The 23513-nt window shown below is 66.0% G+C and carries 21 protein-coding genes; all 21 read left to right on the plus strand.

What is annotated here, in order from left to right; genetic code table 11:
• Nucleotides 1–2: 2 nt before the first annotated feature.
• The 21 genes from pseC (at nt 3) to fliE (ending at nt 23503) form a co-directional block, all read left to right on the plus strand.
• On the plus strand, nt 3–1160 hold the full coding sequence (pseC, locus tag FBY21_RS00815) for a UDP-4-amino-4,6-dideoxy-N-acetyl-beta-L-altrosamine transaminase (RefSeq protein WP_142007951.1): 1158 nt from the start codon (nt 3–5) through the stop codon (nt 1158–1160).
• A 12-nt stretch (nt 1161–1172) separates the two neighbouring features.
• A complete protein-coding gene (locus FBY21_RS00820) occupies nt 1173–1793 on the plus strand; it encodes a pseudaminic acid biosynthesis-associated methylase (RefSeq protein WP_044408208.1) in 621 nt (206 codons plus the stop codon).
• A complete protein-coding gene (gene pseF, locus FBY21_RS00825; RefSeq protein ID WP_142007953.1) occupies nt 1790–2494 on the plus strand; it encodes a pseudaminic acid cytidylyltransferase in 705 nt (234 codons plus the stop codon). Before FBY21_RS00820 ends, pseF begins: the two co-directional genes overlap by 4 nt.
• Nucleotides 2495–3994, plus strand: coding sequence for a UDP-2,4-diacetamido-2,4,6-trideoxy-beta-L-altropyranose hydrolase (gene pseG / locus FBY21_RS00830; protein WP_142007955.1), 1500 nt, complete (start codon nt 2495–2497; stop codon nt 3992–3994).
• Nucleotides 3991–5055 (plus strand): pseudaminic acid synthase, encoded by a 1065-nt coding sequence (gene pseI / locus FBY21_RS00835; protein WP_044408199.1) that lies wholly within the window; start codon nt 3991–3993, stop codon nt 5053–5055. Before pseG ends, pseI begins: the two co-directional genes overlap by 4 nt.
• Entirely contained in the window at nt 5052–5663 is a 612-nt protein-coding gene (hisH, locus tag FBY21_RS00840; RefSeq protein ID WP_142007957.1) for an imidazole glycerol phosphate synthase subunit HisH, read from the plus strand. Before pseI ends, hisH begins: the two co-directional genes overlap by 4 nt.
• On the plus strand, nt 5660–6466 hold the full coding sequence (gene hisF, locus FBY21_RS00845; RefSeq protein WP_142007959.1) for an imidazole glycerol phosphate synthase subunit HisF: 807 nt from the start codon (nt 5660–5662) through the stop codon (nt 6464–6466). Before hisH ends, hisF begins: the two co-directional genes overlap by 4 nt.
• Nucleotides 6467–6476: 10 nt before the next feature.
• Nucleotides 6477–7670: an N-acetyl sugar amidotransferase gene (locus FBY21_RS00850; RefSeq protein WP_044408191.1), complete on the plus strand. Its 1194-nt coding sequence runs from the start codon at nt 6477–6479 to the stop codon at nt 7668–7670.
• Nucleotides 7671–7681: 11 nt separating this feature from the next.
• Nucleotides 7682–8695, plus strand: coding sequence for a class I SAM-dependent methyltransferase (locus FBY21_RS00855; protein WP_052807619.1), 1014 nt, complete (start codon nt 7682–7684; stop codon nt 8693–8695).
• Entirely contained in the window at nt 8688–9458 is a 771-nt protein-coding gene (locus FBY21_RS00860) for a phytanoyl-CoA dioxygenase family protein (protein ID WP_107328836.1), read from the plus strand. Before FBY21_RS00855 ends, FBY21_RS00860 begins: the two co-directional genes overlap by 8 nt.
• Before the next feature lie 82 nt (nt 9459–9540).
• The gene (locus FBY21_RS00865) at nt 9541–10095 is read left to right on the plus strand and encodes a hypothetical protein (RefSeq protein WP_139233565.1); all 555 of its coding nucleotides are present in this window, start codon (nt 9541–9543) and stop codon (nt 10093–10095) included.
• Between the two features lie 5 nt (nt 10096–10100).
• Nucleotides 10101–14030, plus strand: coding sequence for a glycosyltransferase (locus FBY21_RS00870; RefSeq protein WP_142007961.1), 3930 nt, complete (start codon nt 10101–10103; stop codon nt 14028–14030).
• Between the two features lie 246 nt (nt 14031–14276).
• Entirely contained in the window at nt 14277–15740 is a 1464-nt protein-coding gene (locus FBY21_RS00875) for a flagellin (RefSeq protein WP_074968141.1), read from the plus strand.
• Nucleotides 15741–15820: 80 nt separating this feature from the next.
• Nucleotides 15821–16207: a flagellar protein FlaG gene (locus FBY21_RS00880; protein ID WP_142007963.1), complete on the plus strand. Its 387-nt coding sequence runs from the start codon at nt 15821–15823 to the stop codon at nt 16205–16207.
• Between the two features lie 79 nt (nt 16208–16286).
• Nucleotides 16287–17738, plus strand: coding sequence for a flagellar filament capping protein FliD (gene fliD / locus FBY21_RS00885; RefSeq protein ID WP_107328831.1), 1452 nt, complete (start codon nt 16287–16289; stop codon nt 17736–17738).
• 121 nt (nt 17739–17859) lie between these two features.
• Nucleotides 17860–18243, plus strand: a complete 384-nt coding sequence (gene fliS, locus FBY21_RS00890; RefSeq protein ID WP_074968136.1) for a flagellar export chaperone FliS — start codon at nt 17860–17862, stop codon at nt 18241–18243.
• 10 nt (nt 18244–18253) lie between these two features.
• Nucleotides 18254–18553 carry a hypothetical protein gene (locus tag FBY21_RS00895; protein WP_044408167.1) on the plus strand — a complete coding sequence of 100 codons (300 nt, stop codon included), beginning with the start codon at nt 18254–18256 and terminating at the stop codon, nt 18551–18553.
• Nucleotides 18554–18762: 209 nt separating this feature from the next.
• Nucleotides 18763–20235, plus strand: coding sequence for a sigma-54 dependent transcriptional regulator (locus tag FBY21_RS00900; protein ID WP_044408164.1), 1473 nt, complete (start codon nt 18763–18765; stop codon nt 20233–20235).
• A 110-nt stretch (nt 20236–20345) separates the two neighbouring features.
• Nucleotides 20346–21557, plus strand: a complete 1212-nt coding sequence (locus FBY21_RS00905; protein WP_142007965.1) for a sensor histidine kinase — start codon at nt 20346–20348, stop codon at nt 21555–21557.
• A gap of 4 nt (nt 21558–21561) precedes the next feature.
• The gene (locus FBY21_RS00910) at nt 21562–22980 is read left to right on the plus strand and encodes a sigma-54-dependent transcriptional regulator (RefSeq protein WP_142007968.1); all 1419 of its coding nucleotides are present in this window, start codon (nt 21562–21564) and stop codon (nt 22978–22980) included.
• A 187-nt stretch (nt 22981–23167) separates the two neighbouring features.
• Nucleotides 23168–23503 (plus strand): flagellar hook-basal body complex protein FliE, encoded by a 336-nt coding sequence (gene fliE, locus FBY21_RS00915; RefSeq protein WP_044408155.1) that lies wholly within the window; start codon nt 23168–23170, stop codon nt 23501–23503.
• The last annotated feature ends 10 nt before the right edge of the window (nt 23504–23513 follow it).

A 23513-nucleotide genomic window follows, 5' to 3' on the forward strand; every position in this document is an offset into this window, starting at 1 on the left:
GCATGATTCCCTACGGACGCCAGAGCATTTCCCAGGCGGACATCGACGCCGTCGTCGAGACCCTCAACTCCGACTGGCTGACCCAGGGGCCGGCCATCGAGCGTTTCGAGGACGCCTTCGCCGCCCGCTGCGAGGCCGCCCACGGCATCGCCGTCAGCAACGCCACGGCAGCCCTGCACATCGCCTGCCTGGCCCTCGACTTGGGCCCGGGGGATTGGCTCTGGACCAGCCCCAACACCTTCGTCGCCAGTGCCAATTGCGCGCTCTACTGCGGCGCCCAGGTGGACTTCGTCGACATCGAACCGTGCACCCTCAACCTCGACGTGGACTTGCTGGAGGTTCGCCTCGCCCAGGCCGAGCAGCGCGGCCGGTTGCCCAAGGTGCTGGTGCCGGTGGCCTTCGCCGGGCAGAGCTGCGACATGGCGCGCATCGCCGCACTGGCCCGGCGCTACGGCTTCCGCGTGATCGAGGACGCCTCCCACGCCGTCGGCGCCGCCTACCGCGGGCGCCCGGTGGGCTGCGGCGCCCATGCCGACATCAGCGTGTTCAGCTTCCACCCGGTGAAGATCATCACCACCGGCGAGGGCGGCATGCTCACCACCCAGGACCCGCACCTGGCGGAGCGCCTGCGGCGCCTGCGCAGCCACGGCATCACCCGCGATCCGGCTGCCATGACCGAAGCCAGCCACGGCCCCTGGTACTACCAGCAGCTGGAGCTGGGCTTCAACTACCGCATGACCGACCTGCAGGCCGCCCTCGGCTTCTCCCAGCTGCAGCGCCTGGAGGCCTTCGTCGCCCGTCGCCGGGCCCTGGCCGAGCGCTACGACGAGCTGCTCGCCGACCTGCCGCTGCGTCTGCCGGGGCGCCAGGAGGGGGCCGACTCGGCCTGGCACCTCTACCCGGTGCGCCTGCGGCTGGACGCCATCCGCCGCAGCCACCGCGAAGTGTTCGAGGGGCTGCGGGCCGCGGGCATCGGCGTCAACCTGCACTACATCCCGGTGCACCTGCAGCCTCATTACCAGCGGCTGGGCTTCGCCCCGGGCGACTTCCCCGAGGCCGAGCGCTACTACGCAGAGGCCCTGAGCCTGCCGCTCTTCCACGGCATGACCGATGACCAGCAGGAGCGGGTGGTGCAGGCATTGACCACCCTCCTGCGCTGAAGGAGACGCGCCATGCGCGAACTGACCGAGCAGGAACGTTTCTGGCAGGGCGAGTTCGGTGACGACTACGTCGACCGCAACGACGGCGAGCGCCACGTGGCCAGCGCCACCGCCTTCTTCGCCCAGGCCCTGCGCCGTGCCGGGCGGCTCGACAGCCTGCTGGAGCTGGGCACCAACCGCGGGCTCAACCTCCAGGCGCTGCACCGGCTGCTGCCGGATGCTGCCCTGCATGGCGTCGAGCTGAATGCCAAGGCCCACGCCATCGCCCAGGGGCTGGGCATCGCCGAGGTCTGGCACGGCTCGCTGTTCGATTACCCGGTGCACCAGCCGGTGGACCTGGCGTTCACCCGTGGCGTGCTCATCCACTTGCCGCCCGAGCTGTTGCCCAAGGCCTACGCCAAGCTGTACGAGGCCAGCCGGCGCTACGTACTCGTCGCCGAGTACTACAACCCCTCACCGGTGGAGGTGAGCTACCGGGGGCACGCGGGCAAGCTGTTCAAGCGCGACTTCGCCGGCGAACTGCTCGACCGCTACGAGGACCTGCGCCTGGTGGACTACGGCTTCGTCTACCGCCGTGACCCGAGCTTCCCCACCGACGACATCACCTGGTTCCTGCTGGAGAAGCGCCCATGAGCCGCGTCGCCATCATCCCCGCCCGAGGCGGCAGCAAGCGCATCCCGCGCAAGAACATCAAGCTCTTCCAGGGCCAGCCGATGATCGCCTACCCGATCCGCGCGGCCCTGCTGTCCGGGCTGTTCGACCGGGTGATCGTCAGCACCGACGACGAGGAGATCGCCAGCGTGGCCCGCGAACTGGGTGCCGAGGTGCCCTTCATGCGCCCGGCGGCCCTGGCCGACGACCATGCCGGCACGGTCGCGGTCATCCAGCATGCCGTTGCCGAGCTGGCGGCCGCCGGCCAACAGCCGGAGCTGGTCTGCTGCCTTTACGCCACCGCGCCCTTCGTCCAGGCCGATAGCCTGCAGGCCGGGCTGGATCTGCTGCTGCAACACCCCGATGCGCACTACGCCTTCACCGTCACCGATTTCGCTTCGCCGGTGCAGCGCGCCCTGCGCCTCACCGCCGAGGGCGGCGTGGAGTCGCTCTACCCGCAGTTCCGCGAAACCCGCTCCCAGGACCTGGAGCCGGCCTACCACGATGCCGGCCAGTTCTACTGGGGGCGTACCGAGGCCTGGACCCGTGGCGAGCCGATCCACGCCGCGCATTCGCGGTCGTTGGTACTGCCGCGCTTCCTGGTGCAGGACATCGATACCCCCGACGATTGGCACCGGGCCGAGCTGATGTACACCGCGCTGCTGCTGGAAGGGGACATCTGAATGCGGGTGCTGGTGCGGGCGGATGCGTCCCTGCGCATCGGCTCCGGCCATGTGATGCGCTGCCTGACCCTGGCCGAGGCGCTGCGCCAGGCCGGCTGCGACGTGCAGTTCGCCTGCCGGCCAGGTCCAGGTGACGGGCTGGCGCTGATCGCCGCCCGGGGGTTTCCGGTGCACCGCCTGGAAGGCGTCGAGGATGAGCGCGCCTGCGTGGAGTCCCCCTTGCCCTGGGCAGAGGACCTGGCCGCCTTGTGGCAGGCGCTGCCCGCCGGCACGTCGTTCGACTGGTGCGTGGTGGACCACTACGGCCTCGGCGCCGAGTGGGAGCGGGGCGTTCGCCTGCGTGCCCGCTGGGTCATGGCCATCGACGACCTGCTGCACCGCTCCCATGAGGTCGACCTGCTGCTGGACCAGAACGCCACCGCACGCCAACGCCTGGACGGCGACTCGCTGGCGACTGTCCGGCAACCGTTGCTCGGGCCTCACTTCGCGCTCCTGCGCGAGGCTTTCCAGGGCGCGCCGATCGCTGTTGCCGAGCGGGTCGAGCGGGTACTGGTGAGCTTCGGCGGCGTGGACATCGGCGGCGAGACCCTGAAGGCCCTGGCCGCGCTGGAAACCTTTCCCGACGTGGCGGTCGACGTGGTCGCCGGCGCTGCCAACCCGGCGTGGAGCGAACTGGAGCAGCGGGTAAGCCAGCACCCCCACTGGACCCTGCACCGCCACGTCGACGACTTTGCCGAGCTGATGCGCCAGGCCGACCTGTGCATCGGCGCCGGCGGCGGCACTACCTGGGAGCGCGCTGCGCTGGGCCTGCCGACGCTCTGCGTGGCCCTGGCGCCCAACCAGCGCCCCAATGCCGAGCGGCTGGCCGAGGCGGGCCTGCACCTGTACCTGGGAGAAGCTGCCGACCTGGCGGTCGATGATTACCGTGCGGCGCTGCGGATTCTGCTCGGCAACCCGGGCCTGCGCCGCAGCCTGGCGGCGCGGGGGCGGGAGACTGTGGACGGGCGTGGCGTCCGACGCGTGGTCGCGGCCCTGCTGGCCCGTGACCTGCGCATGCGCGCGGCAACCCTGGACGACGCCCGGCTGCTGTTCGAAGGGCGCAACGCCGAGCTGGTGCGGCGGGCGTCGCTCAACACCGAGCCGGTGGAGTGGTCGTCCCATGTGCGCTGGCTGGAGCGTGTGCTCGCCAGCCCGGACCAGCACCTGCTGTGGCTGGCCGAGGCGGCGGACGGCCCGGTTGGCGTGCTGCGCTACGACCGCATCGAGGCGGCGCGGGTCGAGGTCTCGCTCTACCTGCTGCCCGGTCGCGATTCGGCCGGCTGGGGCCTGTACATGCTGCAGGCCGGCGAGGCGGCCCTGGCCCTTCACTGGCCGGAGGTGAGTGGGGTGGAGGCACGGGTACGCCCTGACAACCTCGCCTCGCTGTTACTCTTCGAGCGCGCCGGTTTCACCCAGCGTCACTGTGTGTTTCAACGAACCCTGCAGGGAGAGAGCCGATGAGCACCTTTCGGATCGGCGCCAGAGCCATCGGGCGTGATGCGGCGCCCTTCGTCATCGCCGAGATGAGCGGCAACCACAACCAGTCCCTGGAGCGTGCCCTGGCGCTGGTGGATGCCGCCGCCGATGCCGGCGCCCACGCGCTGAAGCTGCAGACCTACACCCCGGACACCATGACCCTCGACCTGGACGAGGGCGAGTTCCACATCGGCGACCCCGACAGCCTGTGGAGCGGCACCTCGCTCTATCGCCTGTACGGTGAGGCCTACACCCCCTGGGAATGGCACGAGCCGATCTTCCGCCGCGCCCGCGAGCGCGGGCTGGAGGCCTTCTCCACGCCGTTCGACGCCACATCGGTGGACTTCCTCGAATCCCTCGGCGTGCCCGCCTACAAGATCGCCAGTTTCGAGAACGTCGACCTGCCGCTGATCCGCCGCGTGGCCGCCACCGGCAAGCCGCTGATCATCTCCACCGGCATGGCCAGCGTCGGCGAGATCCAGGACTGCGTCGACGCGGCACGCGGCGCCGGTTGCCGTGACCTGGTGCTGCTCAAGTGCACCAGCACCTACCCGGCCAGCCCGGCCAACACCCACCTGCGCAGCATCCCCCACATGCGCGAGCTGTTCGGCTGCGAGGTAGGGCTGAGCGACCACACCCTCGGCGTCGGCGCCTCGGTGGCGGCCGTCGCCCTGGGCGCCAGCGTGATCGAAAAGCACTTCACCCTGTCCCGTGCCGAGGGCGGGGTGGACTCCGCCTTCTCCCTGGAACCGGCCGAGCTGGCGGCCCTGGTGAGCGAAACCGAGCGGGCCTGGCAGGCCCTCGGGCAGGTCCACTACGGGCCCACGCCGGCCGAGCGCAAGTCCCTGGTGTTTCGTCGTTCCCTCTACGTGGTGCGTGACATCGCCGCCGGCGAGCCCTTCACGGCCGACAACGTGCGCGCCATCCGTCCGGGCCTCGGCCTGCCGCCCAAGCACCTGGACGAGGTGCTGCGCTGCGTTGCCAGCGAGCCGCTCAAGCGCGGCCAGGCGCTGGCCTGGCGGCACCTGTCGGGAGGCGGTCGATGAGCCGGGTGTGCATCCTCGACTACGGCTCCGGCAACGTCCGCTCGGTGGCGAACCTGTTCGCCACCCTGGGGGAAACCCGGGTTTCCAACGATCCCCAGGTGATCGCCGATGCCACCCACCTGGTGTTGCCCGGGGTGGGGGCCTATGGCGCGGCAATGGCGCGAATCGCCCAGCAATTGCCGCTGGACGGTGTGCGTCGCGCGGTCTTCGAACAGGGCAAGCCTTTCCTCGGCATCTGCGTAGGCATGCAGGTGCTCAGCGACGAGGGTCATGAATTCGGCCAGCATGCCGGGCTCGGCTGGATACCCGGTCGCGTGCTGGCGCTGGACAGTGCCGGCCTGCCGCTGCCCCACGTGGGCTGGAACGACATCCGGGGCGAGCGACCCCACCCCCTGTTGCTGGGGCTGGAAGCCACGCCGGACTTCTACTTCGTGCACAGCTACGCCTTCGCCACGGCCTCGGCCGATGACGTCATCGCCACCGTCGAGTACGGCAGCCGCTTCCCGGCGGTGGTCGGGCGGGAGAACGTGCTGGGCGTGCAGTTCCACCCCGAGAAGAGCCAGCGGGCTGGCGCCCAGCTGCTGAAGAACTTCCTGGAGCTGGCATGAAGAAGAAACGCATCATCCCGGTCCTGCTGCTGAAGAACGGCCAACTGGTGCAGAGCAAGCGCTTTTCCCGCCACCAGGTGCTGGGCAATCCCTCCGCTGCCGTCCGCCGGCTCAGCGACTGGGCCGCCGACGAGCTGGTCTACCTGGATATCAGCCGCGACGACCACTACGACCTGGGCCGTGACGACCTGGGCAGCCGCAACCTGCAGGACATCGACGCCATCGTCGCCGAAGTCGCCCGGGCGTCCTTCATGCCGATCACCCTGGGCGGGCGCATCCGCTCGCTGGACGATATCGCCCGGCGCCTGGCCACGGGGGCGGACAAGGTCACGCTGAACACCGCCGCCCTGGACGACCCAAGCCTGATCGAGGCGGCCAGCCGCGAATACGGCTCGCAGTGCATCGTGCTCTCGGTGGATGTCCTGCAGCAGGGTGACGACTACCGCGTGTTCGCCGAAGGCGGGCGTCGCGACACCGGCCGCCGTGTCGAGGACTGGGTGCGCGAGGCCCAGGAGCGGGGCGCCGGCGAGGTGATGGTGAATGCCATCGACCGGGACGGCGCGCGCCAGGGCTACGACCTGGCTCTGCTGGACCGGGTCTGCGCCAGCGTGCACATCCCGGTGATCGCCCTCGGGGGCGTGGGGGAGTGGTCGCACATGGCCCAGGCCCTGGAGCTGACCGGCGTCGACGCGGTGGCGGCGGCCAACATCTTTCATTACACCGACCAGAGCGTCTACCTGGCGCGCAAGTACCTGTTCGAGCAGGGGCTGAACGTTCGCAGCCCCCAGCTACTCAGTCTCTAGGAGCCTCTTCATGGAATATTGCAGCCGCTGCGTGTACCCCCGGGCCAGCGTCAACCTGATGCTGGACGAGCACGGTGTCTGCTCGGCCTGCCAGGTCGCCGAGCAGTTCGCCCAGCTGCCGCCCACCTTCTGGGACGAGCGCCGCAAGCGCTTCGAGCGGGTGCTGGAGGAGACCGGTGCCGGCAAGCGCAACGACAACTACGACTGCATCATCCCGGTCAGCGGTGGCAAGGACAGCTACTACCAGGCCCACGTGATCGCCGCCCAGTACGGCCTCAAGCCGCTGCTGGTGACCTACCACGGCAACAACTACCTGCCCGAGGGGGACTACAACCGCGACCGCATGCGCCATGTGTTCGATGCCGACCACATGGTCTTCGGCCCCAGCGTGGAGGTGCTCAAGCGGCTCAACCGCCTGTGCTTCCGCAAGATGGGCGACATGAACTGGCACGCCCACTGCGGGATCATGACCTACCCGATCCAGGTGGCGGTGAAGTTCGACATTCCGCTGATCATCTGGGGCGAGACCGCCTGGGACATCTCCGGGATGTTCGACCCGGACGACTACGTGGAATTCAGCGCGCGAGTCCGTCACGAGCACGCCCTGCGCGGCTTCGAGTGGAGCGACATGCTGGACGACCCCGAGGAGCCGCTGCGCGAGAAGGACCTGCTGTGGGCGCGCTACCCCAGCGATGCCGACATCCTCAAGACGGGGGTGCGGGGCATCTACATCGGCAACTTCTTCCCCTGGGACCCGAACCAGCACACCCGCCTGGTGCAGGAACGCTACGGCTGGAAGATGGCCGACAAGCCCTTCGAGCGCACCTACCGGCAGATGTCCAACCTGGACGACCGCTACGAGAACGGCGTGCACGACCTGCTCAAGTTCATCAAGTTCGGCTACGGCCGCGCCTCCGACCATGCCTCCAAGGACATCCGCGCCGGCTACCTGACCCGGGAGGAGGGCATCGAGATCGTCCGCCGCATGGACTCTGTGGTGTCCAGCGACCTGCAGCACTGGCTGGACTACGTGGGCATGACCGAGCAGGCCTTCTGGGAAACGGCCGACACCTTCCGTTCGCCGCGTGTCTGGTGGATCGAGGATGGCCAGTGGTGGAAGGACAACATCTGGGGTGAGCCGAGCGCCTACGGGCCGGTGCACCTGCCCGAGGCGCAGCAGCAGAAATACCGGCGTGCCGGTTGAGGAGTGCGACGGTGAAAGAAGACGACATCCGCCCTTCGCGCCTGCAGGCCGGTCAGCGTGTGGCCCTGCTGCATGACATCGCCTTCCTGCTGGCCCGCAATGAAGAGTTCGTCCAGTGCGCGTGCCCGGCCTGCGGCAGCGAGCGCGCCCGGCCACGCTTCGAGAAGAACGGCTTCCGCTACGTGGACTGCCTGGATTGCACCAGCTTCTACGTCAATCCCCGGCCCGGCGAGCGCCTGCTGGCGGACTTCTACCGCCAGAGCGAGAACTACGCCTACTGGGCGCGGCACATCTACCCGGCTTCGGCCGAGGCGCGCCATCAGTCGGTGATCGTGCCGCGGGTGGAGCGGGTGCTGGAGCTGTGCCAGCGCATCGGCCTGCCCTGTGGCGACCTGCTGGAGGTAGGCGCGGGCTATGGCTCCTTCTGCCGCGAGATGCAGCAGCGCGGGCTGTGGCAGCGCATCGTCGGCATCGAGCCGACGCCGGACCTGGCGGCGATCTGCCGCGAGCAGGGTTTCGAGGTGGTGGAGCAACCGGTGGAGGTCTATGCCGCCGCGACCGCCCAGCGCTTCGACCTGATCGCAGCCTTCGAGGTGATCGAGCACCTGTTCGACCCCGGCCAGGTGGTGGCCAGCCTGTCGGCGCTGCTGCGTCCGGGGGGCGCGCTGATCCTCACGTGTCCGAACGGTGCCGGGTTCGATGTCCAGCAACTGGGGCCGGAGAGCCCCTGTGTGGACCATGAGCACCTGAACTACTTCAACACCCGCTCGCTGCCGCTGCTGCTGCAGCGCCACGGGCTGGAGACCCTGGCCTGCTTCACCCCCGGCAAGCTCGATGCCGAGCTGGTGCGCAAGGGCGTCCAGGCACAAGGCCGCGAGGCGGAGCTGGACCCCTTCCTGCAGGACGTGCTGTTCAACCGCTGGGACGAGCTGGGCCCGGCCTTCCAGCGCTTCCTGGCGGAGTCGGGGATGTCGTCCCACATGTGGGTGATGGCCCGCAAGCCGGAGGAGGGCGCCCGTGTCTGAGTACGAAGCCTTCGCCAAGGCGCTGCGCCAGAGCTACCAGGACAACGGCTTCGCCCTGGTCAAGCAGTTGCTCGCCCCCGAGACCACCCGCCATCTGCGCGAGGAACTGGTGAAGGCCTTCGCCAGCGAGACCCGCTACCCCGGCGACATCTACGACAACCCCAGCCTGGGCAGCATCCGCATCGACGTGTTCAACCGCTACCCGGCGGTGTGGAAAGCCATCTTCGACTCCGAGTTCCTGACGGTGCTGCAGATGCTGCTGGGCGAGGATTTCGTCCTGCTGCCCGAGTCCGCCCTGCATCACCGCGGCTACGGCACCTGGCACAAGGACACCGATTCGCAGCAGAAGGCCGGGCATCGTTTTCACTGGGAGCCGGATTGCGACATCGTGCAGATCGCGTTCTACCTCCAGGCCAATACGCCGGAATACGGCGGCGGGCTGGAGGTGATCCCCGGTTCCCACCGCGTGGACATGCGCTGGTACGAGGAGAGCCAGAAGGGCTACCGCGTCCCCAGCGAGGCCGGCGACCTGGTGATCTTCAACACCCGCCTGGACCACAAGGCCTGCTGGCCCACCGGGCCGGTGCCGGTGGAGCAGGAGAAGTACGCTGTGTTCTTCATGGCCTCGCGCAACAACGCCCATGCCCGCCAGTACATCGACTTCATCCGCGGGCGCAGCGGTTACCTGTTCATGGATGGATTCAGCTTCCCCGAGCCCGTGCAGCGGCTGACCCAACCGCGTGGAATCCAGTTGCTGGTGTGAATCTTGCTCCACGGGCTGCAACGTCAATTTTCCGTACAAGGCCCGCCCGGATGGTCGGGCCTGCGATAAGGCAGGTAGCGCTATGGTCGGACTCGTTCTTCCTTCTTCGATGCAGGGCCGGCCGGCCTGGCGGCAGCTGCTGCCGGCGGGCTTCAACGGCTTCGACCCCGAGCAACCCTGCGGCTACTGGCCATCGCTTTGGCGACGTTGGCTGGGCTATCGCGACAGCGACCCGGCGTTCGCGGCCTTCCTGGCCTTCCTGGAGTCGCTGCCCGGCCAGCCGGAGCTGAGCCGCGAAGCCCTCGCCGAACAGTTGGCCGCGCACCTGGCACGTCCGCGCAATCGCTTCTTTCTCTTCGTGGTCTGGTTCTTCCGTGAAGGCGCGCAGCCCACACCGCTGGCCAGCCTGCCGGACCTGTCGGCCCTGCTGGGCGAGCAGCACTGGGCGACCTTCCGCCGCTGGCATCGCAAGTACCACACCGACTTCGTGGCCCTGCAGTGCCTGCAGGCCTGGGAGCGTCAGCCGGAAGTGAAGGCCGCTTACCAGTACCGGGGCGTGGACCTCAGCGGCGCCCTGGACTACCAGGCCTTCCCGCGCATGCTCGATTCGCTGTTCAACGCTTTCTCGGCCGAGTGATCCCCATGTCCCAACCTGTACGTGCCCTCATCACCCAGCTCTGGCCGAAGAACATTCCACTGCTGGAGCGCTACCTGAGCGAGAACGAGCCGCGGACGCTGATCACCTTCCAGGGCTGCCTGACCCCGGAGCTGGAGGCCATGGTCCAGCGCCATGGCGGCGAGCTGGTGGTGATCGACCCCTTGCTGGACCAGGCGATGCCCTCGGCCCAGGCGGAATTCGACCAGCGCCAGGCGCTGGCCTTCAGCGACACCGTGCGCCAGGACCTGCGCCCCGACCTGGAGGCCGCCGGCCTGGAGTGGGACGGCTGGGAGACCACCCTGAAGGATGTGGCCGCACGAACCCTGCCGGTGTCCTTTGCCCTGGTGGATGCGCTGGACCGGATGGCGGCGACCTACGAGGTGGAGCTGGTCGCCGTCAACGAGGACTGGATGTTCGGTTCCAAGACCCTGGTGGCCTGGGCCAAGGCGCGGGGCATCCCCTCCCTGCACATCGAGCACAACCCGACGCTCTGCTACCCCTATACCGTGCACGACCAGCAGAACTCCGACCTGATGGTGGTGTGGAGCGAGGACAGCCGCCGCCTCTACGGCGACGCCGGCTTCGATCCGGAGCGTCTGCATGTGCTGGGTCTGCCGCAGTTCGACTCGCTGTTCGAAGCCCGCGAAGAACGGGCCAGTGCCCGCGCGGCCTTGTGCCAGGAACTGGGGCTGGATGCCGCGCGGCCCATTGTGGTGCTGGGCACTACGCTGCTGGCCGAGCACAGCCTGCCGCCGGAGCTGGCCATCGACGAGCAGGTGCTGCGGGCCTACCTGGAGGCTGTGCGGGCCCTGGGTGGTGAAGCCCAGGTGATCATCAAGGGCCGGCGTCCGCAGGGGCGCTTCGGGCCTGAGCAGGTCCAGTTGCTGGCGGCCCAGTACGGCCTGGGTGCCAATGACTACCGCTACGCCGACGGCGCACCGTTGCCCTTCCTGCTCAGCGCCGATGTGCTGGTGGCCGTGGATTCGGGCCTGCAGGTGGAGGCCATGCTGGTCGGCACACCGGCCCTCAACCTGATGACCGAGACCGGATTCTTCTATGGGCCCGGCCTTGTGCCGGCTCAGGGTGTCGCCACCGTGGGGGCGGACGAACTGGCCGACGCCATCCGCCGGCTGCTGACGGATGACGTTCACCGCGAAACGATGCGGGCGCGCGCGAAGGCCTGCGTAGAGGCTCTGCCGCGCAACTCGACGGCGGCCATTGCCGCGTTCATGGGCCGCATGGCGCTGCCGGAACCCCGTCGCCTGCTGGCCAGCGACCAGCTGCAGGACTGGCTGGATTCCGGTACGCCGAAAGGGCTGGCGCTGGCGCGCATCCTCGACAGCCTGGCGACCCAGCAGCCGCGGCCGCCCCGCTTGGCAGTGGTGGTGCTGGATCGCCACGGCGATGCCGATGCGGTCTCCGCCACGCTGGACAGCCTGGCAGCCAATCTCTACCCCCATGTCGTCCCGGTGCTGCTGAGCACGGCTGGGCTGTCGGCTCCGCCCGGCGTCATGGGCCTGGGCGTGGCCGAGGGTGAGCAATTGCAGGCGATCAACGCCTGGGCCGCCGAGGCCGATGTGGACTGGTTGCAGGTTGTGGAGGCGGGCGTGACGTTCACTGCGGGCGGCCTGCTGGCGATGGTGCGACGCCTGGAGCGGCTGGAAGGGTGCCGGGCGGTGTATGGCGACGAATTCCAGCGTGCGCCCTCTGGTGCCCGCGGGGCGTGCTTCAAGCCGGACTTCAACCTCGACCTGCTGCTCAGCTTCCCCCTGAGCCTGGCGCCGCGCTGGTTCTTCCGGCGGGAAGTGTTCCTGGCCGAGGGCGGGTTCGACCCGATCTTCGTCGAGGCGCCCGAGCTGGAGTTGCTGTTGCGCCTGGTGGAACGCGATGGCCTGCAAGGGCTGGAGCATGTCGACGAGGTGCTGCTGAGCGCTCCCGTTCCGGTATTGCAGGCCAACCCCTACGAGCAGGTGGCCATCGAACGACACCTGGAGAAGCGCGGCTTCCAGGCGCGGGTCGAGAGCCCGATGCCGAGGCGCTACCACATCCACTATGGGCACCCGCAGCAGCCGCGGGTCTCCATCGTGGTGGCGGTACGCGATCACCTTCCCTTGCTGCAGCGCTGCGTGGAAACCCTGCTGGAGCACACCCGCTACCCGAATTACGAGTTGCTGTTGGTGGATTGCGAAAGCCAGGACGCGGCGACCCTCAGTTGGCTGGAGGGGGTCGAGGGCTTGCAGAGCGAGCAGGTGAAGGTGTGGCGGTTTGCCGGCCCCTTCAACTTCTCGGCCATGGTCAACGCGGTAGCGATGACGGTGGAGAGCGAGTACCTGCTGCTGCTGGGCCACGACGTGGAAATCGTCCAGCCCGAATGGCTGGATGAGCTGGTCAACCAGGCCCAGCGCCCGGAAGTGGGGGTGGTAGGGGCCAAGGTGCTGGATGCGATGAACAGCGTCGAGCAGGCCGGCATCGTGCTGGGGCTCCATGACGTCGCGGGGCGTGCCTTTGTGGGTGAACCTTTCGAGGCTCCGGGCTACCTCAATCGCCTGCAGGTGACGCAGAACTACAGCGCCGTTGGCAGCGCCTGCCTGATGGTGCGTCGCGAAGCCTATGTGGCCGTTGGCGGGATGGACGAGGCGAAGCTGTCGGCCTTCTATGGCGACGTGGACCTGTGCCTGCGTATCCGCGCTTCGGGTCTGCTGAATGTGTGGACGCCTCACAGCGTGGTCCGGCGCGATGGCATCGACCTGCCGATTCTTGCCATTGAAGGCGCGCTGCCAAGGCAGGCGGCACTGAAGGCCGAGCGCGAGGAGATGCTGCAGCGCTGGCTACCTGTGCTGGCGAACGATCCGTCCTATAACCGCAACCTGTCGCTGGCCGGGTCGGGCTTCAGCTTCGAGTACGGCGAGCGCCGCGTGCGCGATCCGCTGCTGCCGCAGGTGCTGTGCTACCCGGCGGACATCACCGGCTGCGGACATTACCGTGTGCGCCAGCCGCTCGCGGCACTGAAGGCGGCCGGTTGGGCGGAGGGCATGGCCAGTGGGGTGCACCTGTCCCCGGTGGAACTGGAACGCTTCCAGGCCACCAGCATCGTCTTCCAGCGGCAGATCATGGAGCCGCAGATCGAGGGCATGCGCGAGGTGAAGGCGTTGTCTTCGGTATTCAAGGTCTACGAGCTGGACGACTACCTGCCCAACCTGCCGCTGAAGAGCGTGCACCGCGACACCATGCCGAAGGACATCCTGCGTTCGCTCAGGCAGGCGGTGGCGCTGACCGATCGCTTCGTGGTGTCCACCGAGCCGCTGGCCGAGGCTTTGCGCGACCTCCATGGGGACATCCGGGTAGTGCCCAACTTCCTCCCCGAACACTGGTGGGGCAACCTGCGCAGCCAGCGCCGTCGAGGCCGCAAACCGCGTGTCGGCTGGGCGGGGGGGAGCAGCCACCTGGGCGACCTGGAGTTGATCACCGACCTGGTCAAGGCCCTGAAGGACGAGGTGGAGTGGGTCTTCTTCGGTATGTGCCCGGAGCGTATCCGTCCCTATATCCACGAATTCCACGGCGGCGTGCCCATCGAGCAGTACCCGGCGCTGCTGGCGAGCCTGGACCTGGACCTGGCGTTGGCGCCGCTGGAGCCGAACCTGTTCAACGAGTGCAAGAGCAACCTGCGGCTGCTGGAGTACGGTGCCTGCGGCTTCCCGGTGATCTGCACCGACGCCGTCTGCTACCGCGGCGACCTGCCGGTGACCCGGGTTAAGAACCGCTTCAAGGACTGGCTGGATGCAGTGCGCATGCACCTGGCCGATCTGGACGCCACTGCCCGGCAGGGCGATGCGCTGCGTGAGCGTGTGCTCGGCGAGTGGATGCTGAAGGGCGAGAATCTGCAGCGCTGGCGCTCGGCGTGGCTGCCGGACTGAGTTTTTCAGGAGCCGACGAACGGTATGGCGAAATCCTAAAGCTTCGTCATACCCGCCGATAACCCTGGTACGGACACAGTTCGTGCTTGTTGAGCAAGCCCCGGGAGAAAAAATTTCGAATCTCCCCTAAAGGTCCTCCGACAAGCGCCGATAAACAGTTCGAATGCGAATTCTAGGGGCACCTGAGCAGCAGGTCCTGAAGGTCGCAGGCTCAGGCAAATACTAGGTACTTCGGGAGACGCCACCATGGCACTTACAGTCAACACAAACATCGCTTCGCTCAACACTCAGCGTAACCTGAACGCATCGTCCAACTCGCTGAACACCTCGCTGCAACGTCTCTCCACCGGTGCCCGCATCAACAGCGCCAAGGACGATGCCGCCGGCCTGCAGATCTCGAACCGTCTGACCAACCAGATCAGCGGCCTGAACCAGGCAACTCGTAACGCCAACGACGGCATCTCCCTGGCGCAAACCGCTGAAGGTGCCCTGCAGCAGTCCACCGCGATCCTCCAGCGTATCCGCGACCTGTCCATCCAGGCCGCCACTGGCTCCAACAGCGCCGACGACCGTGCCGCCCTGCAGAAAGAAGTGACCGCCCAGCAGGCCGAACTGTCCCGTATCGCCGAAACCACTACCTTCGGTGGTCGCAAGCTGCTGGATGGCTCCTTCGGTACCACCAGCTTCCAGGTCGGCTCCAAAGCCTACGAGACCATCGACGTGACCCTGCGCGATGCTTCCTCCAGCAAGCTGGGCTCCTACCAGGTCGGCGGTGGTGCCTCCACCAACTCGGCCGGTGCTTCCGCTGCAGCCACCACCAAGACCGGTACCCTGATCACCGGTAGCGGCGGCGCCTTCAGCTCCGGCACTGTGACCGTGGTTGGCAACGGCCAGACCAAAGACATCGACATCACTGCAACTGACAGCGCGAAGAGCATCGCCCAGAAGTTCGACGGCTCCATCTCTGGTCTGTCCGCCACTGCCCGTACCGTGGTTCAGGCAGACGTGAACTTCACCTCCGGTGCCGCCACCTTCAACATCACCGTGGGCAGCAACACCGTGCAGATGGTGGGTGTGACCTCCAACGAGGACCTGACCAACCAGATCAACTCCAACGCCGGTAAGTTGGGCCTGACTGCCAACTACGACAAGCAGAGCGACAAGATCACCATCACCTCGTCTACTGGTGAAACGATTGAGTTCGGCACTGCGACCGGTTCTTCGGCGGGTACGATTGATGTGGCTGTCCAAGGTAACGATGGAACCTTCGGGGCAGCGGCAGACGTCAAGGCTGCCGGCGGTAAGGCCTTCGGTTACGTGCAGCTGGACTCCCCGACTTCCTTCGCGGTAACCGGCTCTACCACCGAGGTGTTCTCGCAGAGTTCCTCGACTCTGAACACGGTGGCCAACGTGGACATCTCCACCGCCGATGGTGCCCAGCGCGCGATTGCGGTAATCGATAGCGCCCTGGCGGCGATCGACTCCCAGCGTGCCGACCTCGGTGCTGTGCAGAACCGCTTCGACAACACCATCTCCAACCTGCAGAACATCTCCGAGAACGCATCTGCCGCTCGGAGCCGGATCAAGGACACTGACTTCGCGGCCGAAACCGCTACGCTGTCCAAGAACCAAGTTCTGCAACAGGCTGGTACGGCGATCCTGGCCCAGGCCAACCAGTTGCCGCAGTCGGTCCTCAGCCTGCTGAGGTAAGTGAGGCGGAGCGCCTAGTCACTGATGGGAGGAAGGGACTTACCCTTCCTCCCATTTGGCCATTGTGAGGTATGTAAAACATGGATATCTCAAGCATAACGTCGGTCAACGCCATCCCTCGGTTGGTGAAGGACACCAGCGGTACGACGCCTTCCCAAAACGGCGTCACCCCGAATACGCCCACTGCGGTTCCGGTAGCCAGCGGCACGGCCGCCCAGGACGACAAGGATGTCCGTAAAGGCCAGGGCGCCGATCTGGAGTCGGCGGTGTCCGACATTCAGTCCTTCGTGCAGGCCGTCAAGCGCGGGCTGGAGTTCAGCGTGGATGACTCCACTGGCGATGTGGTGGTGAAGGTTATCGACACCGACTCGGGCAAGCTGATTCGCCAGATTCCATCGGAGGAGCTTCTCAAGCTTGCTGAACGGCTTGACGACATCCGCAGTCTGATGTTCGAAGCAAAGGCTTGAGTTGGCGCGATTCTTGTTTGCTGCTCTGCCAATCCTTCCAGGAAGGGGATTCGGGACGTTTTTTTGACGGAGGTGTGAAATGGCCACAACGATTGGCACAGTGGGTTCGGGACTGCTCGACATCGACGCGACGGTCAAGGCACTGGTGAACAACGCCAGGGCGCCGAAACAGAACCAGCTGGATTCGCTTGAGTCCAAGACCACTACCAAGCTCACCGCCCTGGGTAGCCTCAAGAGCGCCGTCAGCGACTTCCAGACTGCGATGGCCTTGCTCAACAGTCCGAGCAGCTTCCTGTCCCGTAGTGTCGTCTCTTCCAATACGGCTGCACTTAACGCTACCGCTACTGCAAGCGCTGTGGCAGGCACCTACAGCATCAACGTCACCCAGCTCGCTCAAGGCAGCAAGATCGCCTCGGCAGCTTTCGCCGATGGCGCAACGACCACATTCAACTCCGGAACGCTTGATATCAAGATCGGCGGTGAGGATGCCCTCAACATTTCCGTCGACAGCACCAACAACACGCTGACCGGCATCCGAGATGCGATCAACAAGCAGGGTGCCGCCAAGGGGCTCAGCGCGACTATCGTGACCGACAGCCAGGGTTCGCGCCTTGTCTTGAGCAGCAGCAAGATGGGTGATGGCAAGGACATCACCATGACCGGTACCAGTACCTCGGGCAGCGCCACTGACCTGGGCAAGCTGACCTTTCCTGGCGCAGCCCTCAACGCCTCCGACTTCGCCACGCCTGCTGAGTACAATGCTGCCGTTGCAGCCGCCGGAAAGACCCTCAACACCGCACAAAGCGCCAAGTTGACCGTTGATGGCCTGAATGTGGTCAGCGACTCCAACAGCGTGTCCACCGCGATCGAAGGGCTGACCCTGAATCTCACCGCCGCGACCGAGGTCGGCAAGCCGTTGACGCTCACGGTGTCACAGAACACCAGCGCAGTGAAAACCAACGTCCAGAACTTCGTTACGGCCTATAACAAGATGGTTTCCACCATCAACAGTCTGACCAAAGTGACTGCAGTAGAAGGCAGCAAGCCTGTTGTGGCGGCTCTTGCTGGTGACTCCACTGCTCGTGGTCTGCTGGCGAACTTGCGCACGGAGCTGGTCACCCAGAGTAGTGATGGCGGTACCGTCAAGGCGCTTGCAAGCCTGGGGATCGCGACCAAGACAGACGGCACCCTCGAGCTGGACAACACCAAGCTCGACAAAGCGATTGCGAAGGATGTGCAGGGTATTTCTGACTTCTTCACTGGTGACAACGGATTGGCCAATCGCTTGACCAATCGAGCCAAGCCGTTCACGGCTTCAGGTGGGGTGCTTGAACAGCGCAGTACGGTCTTGCGCGACACCATCAAGAGTGTCGACAAGCAGAAGGCTGCACTGGATGTGCGCATGACCGTGTTGCAAACCCGTCTCTACAAGCAGTTCACGACCCTGGACAGCTTGCTGAGCCAGATGCAGAGCACCAGCACGAACCTGACCGAGCAACTCAAGAAACTTCCCGGCACGTCCAGCAGCTGATCTTGAGTTTGACGCGCGAGCCTCCTGATCGCGAAAAAAGATGGATGGAGGCTTAAGCTCTGGTAGGACCGGCCGATAAGATGAACATCGACGAAACACCGGTTCACGAGGAGTTGCGCAAATGAACGCGATGATGGCCATGCAGCAGTATCAGCGGGTCAATGTCCAGGCCCAGGTTGCCGAAGCCAGCCCCCACCGCCTTATCCAGATGCTCATGGAAGGTGGTCTGGAGCGCATGGCACAGGCCCAGGGCGCGATGATGCGCGACCAGGCGCCGCTCAAGGGCGAGCTGATCAGCAAATCCATCGCCATCATCGGCGGGTTGCGCGAAGCGCTCGATCCCACCCAGGGTGGCGAGATCGCCATGAATCTCGATCGCCTCTACGAATACATGATCGCTCGCCTGATCGAGGCCAATAAGGTCAACGACCCTGCGCTCGTCAACGAAGTGGCAGGGCTGCTGCGCGAAGTGAAATCCGGCTGGGACGCCATCGCGCCCGTTTGAGGAAAGCACCATGAGCCAGACCATGCTCAAGCAGATCGAAGAGACCCGGGAGGCGCTCGTCTCCGCCTTCGAAAGCCAGGACTGGGAGGCCGTTGGGCGCCTGGACCTCCAGTGCCGTGAACAGGTGAATGTGGCGATGCTGGACTGCGGCGACATCGAAGAAGGGCTGCGTGCCCAGCTCGAAGCGCTGATCGAGGTCTATCGCCAACTGACTGAATCCTGCGCGCGACAGCGTGACGAGGTAGCGGCTGAGCTCAGCCAGATCGTTCGTGCCAGCCAGGGCGCCAAGGTCTACCAGCTCTTCGGTTGAGTGGAATCCAGGCTGCACCGATGCCCCTCGGTGCAGCTTTCATGGCCTTTCGCGAGGTCATCGGGGCTTCTGAAAAATACACGCCATAAATTTGACTCAGTCGGTGTTTTTGACTTTACTACTGGCCAATTGCCGGCGGAACTCCTTGAGGTACGTCGGTTTTTCTTGCCGCGTTCCAGTGGCGCCCGCTTTCGAGTAAGAACAGACCGATGTGGCGTGAAACCAAGATTCTGCTGATCGATGACAACGCTGATCGGCGTCGAGACCTGACAGTCATTCTGAACTTCCTCGGTGAAGACCACCTGGCCTGCGGCAGCGCCGACTGGCGTGCCATGGCGGATGCCAGCAGCGCCAGCCGCGACGTGCTCTGTGTGCTGTTGGGTGAGGTCCAGTCCAAGGGCGGTGTGCTGGAGCTGCTCAAGCAGGTCGGCAACTGGGACGAATTCCTGCCGGTGTTGCTGATCGACCAGGTGGCTCCAGTCGAGTGGTCGGAAGACATCCGTCGTCGCGTGCTGGCTTCTCTGGAGATGCCGCCCAGCTACAACAAACTCCTCGACTCCCTGCACCGTGCCCAGGTCTACCGCGAGATGTACGACCAGGCCCGCGAGCGTGGTCGCCAGCGCGAGCCCAACCTGTTCCGCAGTCTGGTGGGCACCAGCCGTGCGATCCAGCAGGTGCGGCAGATGATGCAGCAGGTGGCCGATACCGATGCCAGCGTGCTGATCCTCGGCGAGTCCGGCACCGGCAAGGAAGTGGTGGCGCGCAACCTTCACTACCATTCCAAGCGCCGCGAAGCGCCCTTCGTACCGGTCAACTGCGGCGCAATCCCCGCCGAGTTGCTCGAGAGCGAGCTCTTCGGCCATGAGAAGGGCGCCTTCACCGGCGCCATCACCAGCCGTGCCGGCCGCTTCGAGCTGGCCAACGGCGGTACGTTGTTCCTCGACGAGATCGGCGACATGCCGCTGCCCATGCAGGTCAAGCTGCTGCGTGTGCTGCAGGAGCGCACCTTCGAGCGGGTTGGCAGCAACAAAACCCAGAACGTCGACGTGCGCATCATTGCCGCGACCCACAAGAACCTCGAGCAGATGATCGAGATCGGCAGCTTCCGTGAAGACCTCTATTACCGCCTGAACGTCTTCCCCATCGAGATGGCCCCGCTGCGTGAGCGCGTGGAGGACATCCCACTGCTGATGAACGAGCTCATCTCCCGCATGGAGCACGAAAAGCGCGGCTCCATCCGCTTCAACTCCGCCGCCATCATGTCGCTGTGCAACCACGATTGGCCGGGCAACGTCCGTGAGCTGGCCAACCTGGTGGAGCGCATGGCGATCATGCACCCCTACGGCGTCATCGGCGTCAGCGAACTGCCGAAGAAGTTCCGCCACGTGGACGACGAGGACGAGCAACTCGCCGCCAGCCTGCGCGAAGAGCTGGAGGAGCGTTCCGCCATTGGCGCCGGCCTGCCCGGCGTCAGTGCTCCGGCGATGCTGCCGCCCGAAGGCCTGGACCTGAAGGATTACCTGGGCAACCTCGAGCAGGAGCTGATCCAGCAGGCGCTGGACGATGCGGCCGGTGTGGTGGCCCGTGCCGCCGAACGCCTGCGCATCCGCCGCACCACCCTGGTGGAGAAGATGCGCAAGTACGGCATGAGCCGCCGCGACGAAGATATGGCGGAAGATTGACGTCCTTTTGCTAACTAGCTGATTTAAATGGATTAATTTTTAGGCACGGGTATTGCTAAGTCTCTTGTGAAACGACCGTTGGATGACGGTTTGCCGAGCGAGAGACTGAAATGACCGCAAGAGCCAACCCCGCACAGCAAGACGACGAGAACACCCAGGTGAATGTCGAAGAGGCCGGCCGTGCCAGCCTCGAAAAGACCTTCGCCATGTTCAGCCAGATGTCGTCTCAGCTCAGTGAGTCGTACAACGTGCTCGAAGCGCGTGTCACCGAGCTCAAGGGGCAACTGGCTCTGGTCAGTGCTCAGCGCATGCAGGAGCTGGCTGAAAAGGAGCGCCTGGCCCAGCGCCTGCAGAGCCTGTTGGATTTGCTGCCTGGTGGCGTCATCGTCCTCGATGGGCAGGGTGTCGTCCGCGAGGCCAACCCGGTGGCCTGCAGCCTGCTCGGGCGCCCCCTGGTCGGCATGCTCTGGCGCGAGGTCATCGCGCGCAATTTCGCTCCCCGCAAGGACGACGGCCATGAGATATCCCTCAAGGATGGCCGTCGCGTCTCCATCGCCACCCGGTCCCTCGACGGTGAGCCTGGTCAACTGGTGCTGCTGGCCGACCTGACGGAAACCCGCCGCTTGCAGGACGAATTGGCCCGTCATGAGCGCCTGTCCTCGCTGGGGCGCATGGTCGCCTCCCTGGCTCATCAGATCCGCACCCCGCTTTCCGCCGCCTTGCTCTATGCCAGCCACCTGGCCGAGCAGGTGCTGCCGACCGAGCAGCAGCAGCGCTTTGCCAGTCGCCTCAAGGAACGCCTCCATGAACTGGAGCACCAGGTGCGCGACATGCTGGTGTTTGCCCGGGGCGACCTGCCGCTGCCGGATCGCCTTGCGCCGGTGATGCTGTTCGCCGCGTTGCGCTCGGCCGCTGAGCCTCACCTCGCCGGCGCCCAGGTGCGTTGGCAGTGCGACATCAGTGGGGGAGAGGTGCTGTGCAACCGCGACACCCTCGTCGGTGCACTGTTGAACCTGATCGAAAACGCCACCCAGGCCGCCGGTCCTCGGCTGCGCCTGAAGGTGCACCTCTTTGCCCGTGGCAACGCCCTGCACCTGTCCGTCAGCGATAACGGTCCTGGCATCGAGCCCGCCACCCTGGCGCGCCTGGGCGAGCCTTTCTTCACCACCAAGACCACCGGAACCGGCCTCGGCCTGGCCGTGGTCAAGGCCGTGGCACGTGCCCACCAGGGCGAGCTGACGTTGCGCTCGCGCGTGGGGCTGGGCACCTGCGCCACCCTGGTTCTGCCGCTGCTGGCGGCACAGCCGGCTAAACAGGAGTGATTCCATGACCGTCAAGATCCTGCTGGTCGAAGACGACCGCGCCCTGCGCGAAGCCCTGGCCGATACCTTGGCCCTCGGCGGCTACGCCTACCGTGAGGCCGATTGCGCCGAGGCCGCCCTGGTGGCCCTGGGCGAGGAGCCCTTCGGCATGGTCATCAGCGACGTGAACATGCCGGGCATGGATGGGCACCAGTTGCTGGCCCTGATCCGCACGCGCTATCCGCAGCTCCCCGTCCTGCTGATGACCGCCTACGGCGCCGTCGAGCGTGCCGTGGATGCGATTCGCCAGGGCGCGGCGGATTACCTGGTCAAGCCCTTCGAGCCCCGTGTGCTGCTGGACCTGGTCGGGCGCCATGCCCTGGGCCATGTCCCCCGTGGCGAAGCCGAAGGCCCCATCGCCGAGGACCCGGCCAGCCGCCAGCTGCTGGAGCTGGCGGCCCGGGTCGCCCGCAGCGATTCCACCGTGCTGATCTCCGGCGAGTCCGGCACCGGCAAGGAAGTCCTGGCGCGCTACATCCATCTGCAGTCATCCCGTGCGGACAAGCCCTTCATCGCCATCAACTGCGCGGCCATCCCGGACAACATGCTGGAAGCCACGCTCTTCGGTCACGAGAAAGGGGCATTCACCGGCGCCATCGCTGCCCAGCCCGGCAAGTTCGAGCTGGCCAATGGCGGCACCATCCTGTTGGACGAGATTTCCGAAATGCCACTGGCGCTGCAGGCCAAGCTCCTGCGGGTGCTGCAGGAGCGTGAGGTGGAGCGCGTCGGTGCGCGCAAGCCCATCGAACTGGATATTCGCGTGCTCGCCACCACCAACCGCGACCTGGTGGGAGAGGTGGCGGCCGGACGTTTCCGTGAAGACCTCTACTACCGGCTCTCGGTCTTCCCCCTGGCCTGGCGCGCCTTGCGCGAGCGCCCGGCGGACATCCTGCCCCTGGCCGAGCGCCTGCTGGCCAAGCACGTCCGCAAGATGAACCACGCCCCTGTCAGCCTCTCCCGCGAGGCACGCGATGCGCTGTTGCGCCACCCCTGGCCGGGCAACGTGCGGGAGCTGGACAACGCCATCCAGCGGGCGCTGATTCTCCAGCAGGGCGGCATTGTCCAGCCCCACGACCTGTGCCTGGACGTGCCCATCGGTATGAGTGTCGGTTCTTTGGCGCCGCAGCCGATTGTGTCGTCCGTACCGGTCTCCGCTGCGCCGCCAGTCGATACTCCGCCGGTTACGGTCGACGCTGCCAGCGCGCTGGGTGAGGACCTGCGCCGCCATGAGTTCCAGATGATCATCGAGACGCTGCGCCTGGAGCGGGGGCGTCGCAAGGAGGCGGCCGAGCGGCTCGGCATCAGCCCCCGGACCCTGCGCTACAAGCTGGCGCAGATGCGCGATGCCGGCATGGACGTCGAGGCCTACCTCTACGCCAGCTGACACGGGCTCCGCGTCTGCCTGAGCATTGATCACCGGGTTGGCCAGCCTGACAGGGCAGCGCCAACCCTCTGTTTTGCCTGCGTTTCAGTCCCTTCCCAAGCACCTTCGCCATTTCTGGCACCCTTGTTGCAAATCCCCTTTCAAAGGCCGCTCCTGCGTCAAAAATCTGCGGCCGCGGAGGAATGTGATGAGCCAGGGTGTCGAATTCAATCGCCTGATGCTGGAAATGCGCTCCATGCAGATGGAGGCGATGGCACGACCCAAACCCACCACCCAAGCTGCGCCCGAGGCTGCGGCGGTGCCGAGCTTTTCCGACATGCTCGGCCAGGCTGTGAACAAGGTGAACGAGGTCCAGCAGGCGTCCAGTCAGTTGGCCACCGCCTTCGAGGTGGGCAAGAGCGGCGTCGACATCACCGACGTGATGATCGCTTCGCAGAAGGCCAGCGTTTCCTTCCAGGCTTTGACCCAGGTGCGCAACAAGCTGGTCCAGGCCTACCAAGACATCATGCAGATGCCGGTTTAAGGGGGGGAGG

Origin of the sequence: Pseudomonas sp. SLBN-26 (assembly GCF_006715895.1) — a bacterium.
GTDB classification, from domain to species: domain Bacteria; phylum Pseudomonadota; class Gammaproteobacteria; order Pseudomonadales; family Pseudomonadaceae; genus Metapseudomonas; species Metapseudomonas otitidis.

Excerpts from the sequence above, each read along its gene's own strand:
- pseC (WP_142007951.1), top strand. The coding sequence starts at position 3 with ATGATTCCCTACGGACGCCAGAGCATTTCCCAGGCGGACATCGACGCC.
- FBY21_RS00820 (WP_044408208.1), top strand. The coding sequence starts at position 1,173 with ATGCGCGAACTGACCGAGCAGGAACGTTTCTGGCAGGGCGAGTTCGGT.
- pseF (WP_142007953.1), top strand. The coding sequence starts at position 1,790 with ATGAGCCGCGTCGCCATCATCCCCGCCCGAGGCGGCAGCAAGCGCATC.
- pseG (WP_142007955.1), top strand. The coding sequence starts at position 2,495 with ATGCGGGTGCTGGTGCGGGCGGATGCGTCCCTGCGCATCGGCTCCGGC.
- pseI (WP_044408199.1), top strand. The coding sequence starts at position 3,991 with ATGAGCACCTTTCGGATCGGCGCCAGAGCCATCGGGCGTGATGCGGCG.
- hisH (WP_142007957.1), top strand. The coding sequence starts at position 5,052 with ATGAGCCGGGTGTGCATCCTCGACTACGGCTCCGGCAACGTCCGCTCG.
- hisF (WP_142007959.1), top strand. The coding sequence starts at position 5,660 with ATGAAGAAGAAACGCATCATCCCGGTCCTGCTGCTGAAGAACGGCCAA.
- FBY21_RS00850 (WP_044408191.1), top strand. The coding sequence starts at position 6,477 with ATGGAATATTGCAGCCGCTGCGTGTACCCCCGGGCCAGCGTCAACCTG.
- FBY21_RS00865 (WP_139233565.1), top strand. The coding sequence starts at position 9,541 with ATGGTCGGACTCGTTCTTCCTTCTTCGATGCAGGGCCGGCCGGCCTGG.
- FBY21_RS00870 (WP_142007961.1), top strand. The coding sequence starts at position 10,101 with ATGTCCCAACCTGTACGTGCCCTCATCACCCAGCTCTGGCCGAAGAAC.
- FBY21_RS00875 (WP_074968141.1), top strand. The coding sequence starts at position 14,277 with ATGGCACTTACAGTCAACACAAACATCGCTTCGCTCAACACTCAGCGT.
- FBY21_RS00880 (WP_142007963.1), top strand. The coding sequence starts at position 15,821 with ATGGATATCTCAAGCATAACGTCGGTCAACGCCATCCCTCGGTTGGTG.
- fliD (WP_107328831.1), top strand. The coding sequence starts at position 16,287 with ATGGCCACAACGATTGGCACAGTGGGTTCGGGACTGCTCGACATCGAC.
- fliS (WP_074968136.1), top strand. The coding sequence starts at position 17,860 with ATGAACGCGATGATGGCCATGCAGCAGTATCAGCGGGTCAATGTCCAG.
- FBY21_RS00895 (WP_044408167.1), top strand. The coding sequence starts at position 18,254 with ATGAGCCAGACCATGCTCAAGCAGATCGAAGAGACCCGGGAGGCGCTC.
- FBY21_RS00900 (WP_044408164.1), top strand. The coding sequence starts at position 18,763 with ATGTGGCGTGAAACCAAGATTCTGCTGATCGATGACAACGCTGATCGG.
- FBY21_RS00905 (WP_142007965.1), top strand. The coding sequence starts at position 20,346 with ATGACCGCAAGAGCCAACCCCGCACAGCAAGACGACGAGAACACCCAG.
- FBY21_RS00910 (WP_142007968.1), top strand. The coding sequence starts at position 21,562 with ATGACCGTCAAGATCCTGCTGGTCGAAGACGACCGCGCCCTGCGCGAA.
- fliE (WP_044408155.1), top strand. The coding sequence starts at position 23,168 with ATGAGCCAGGGTGTCGAATTCAATCGCCTGATGCTGGAAATGCGCTCC.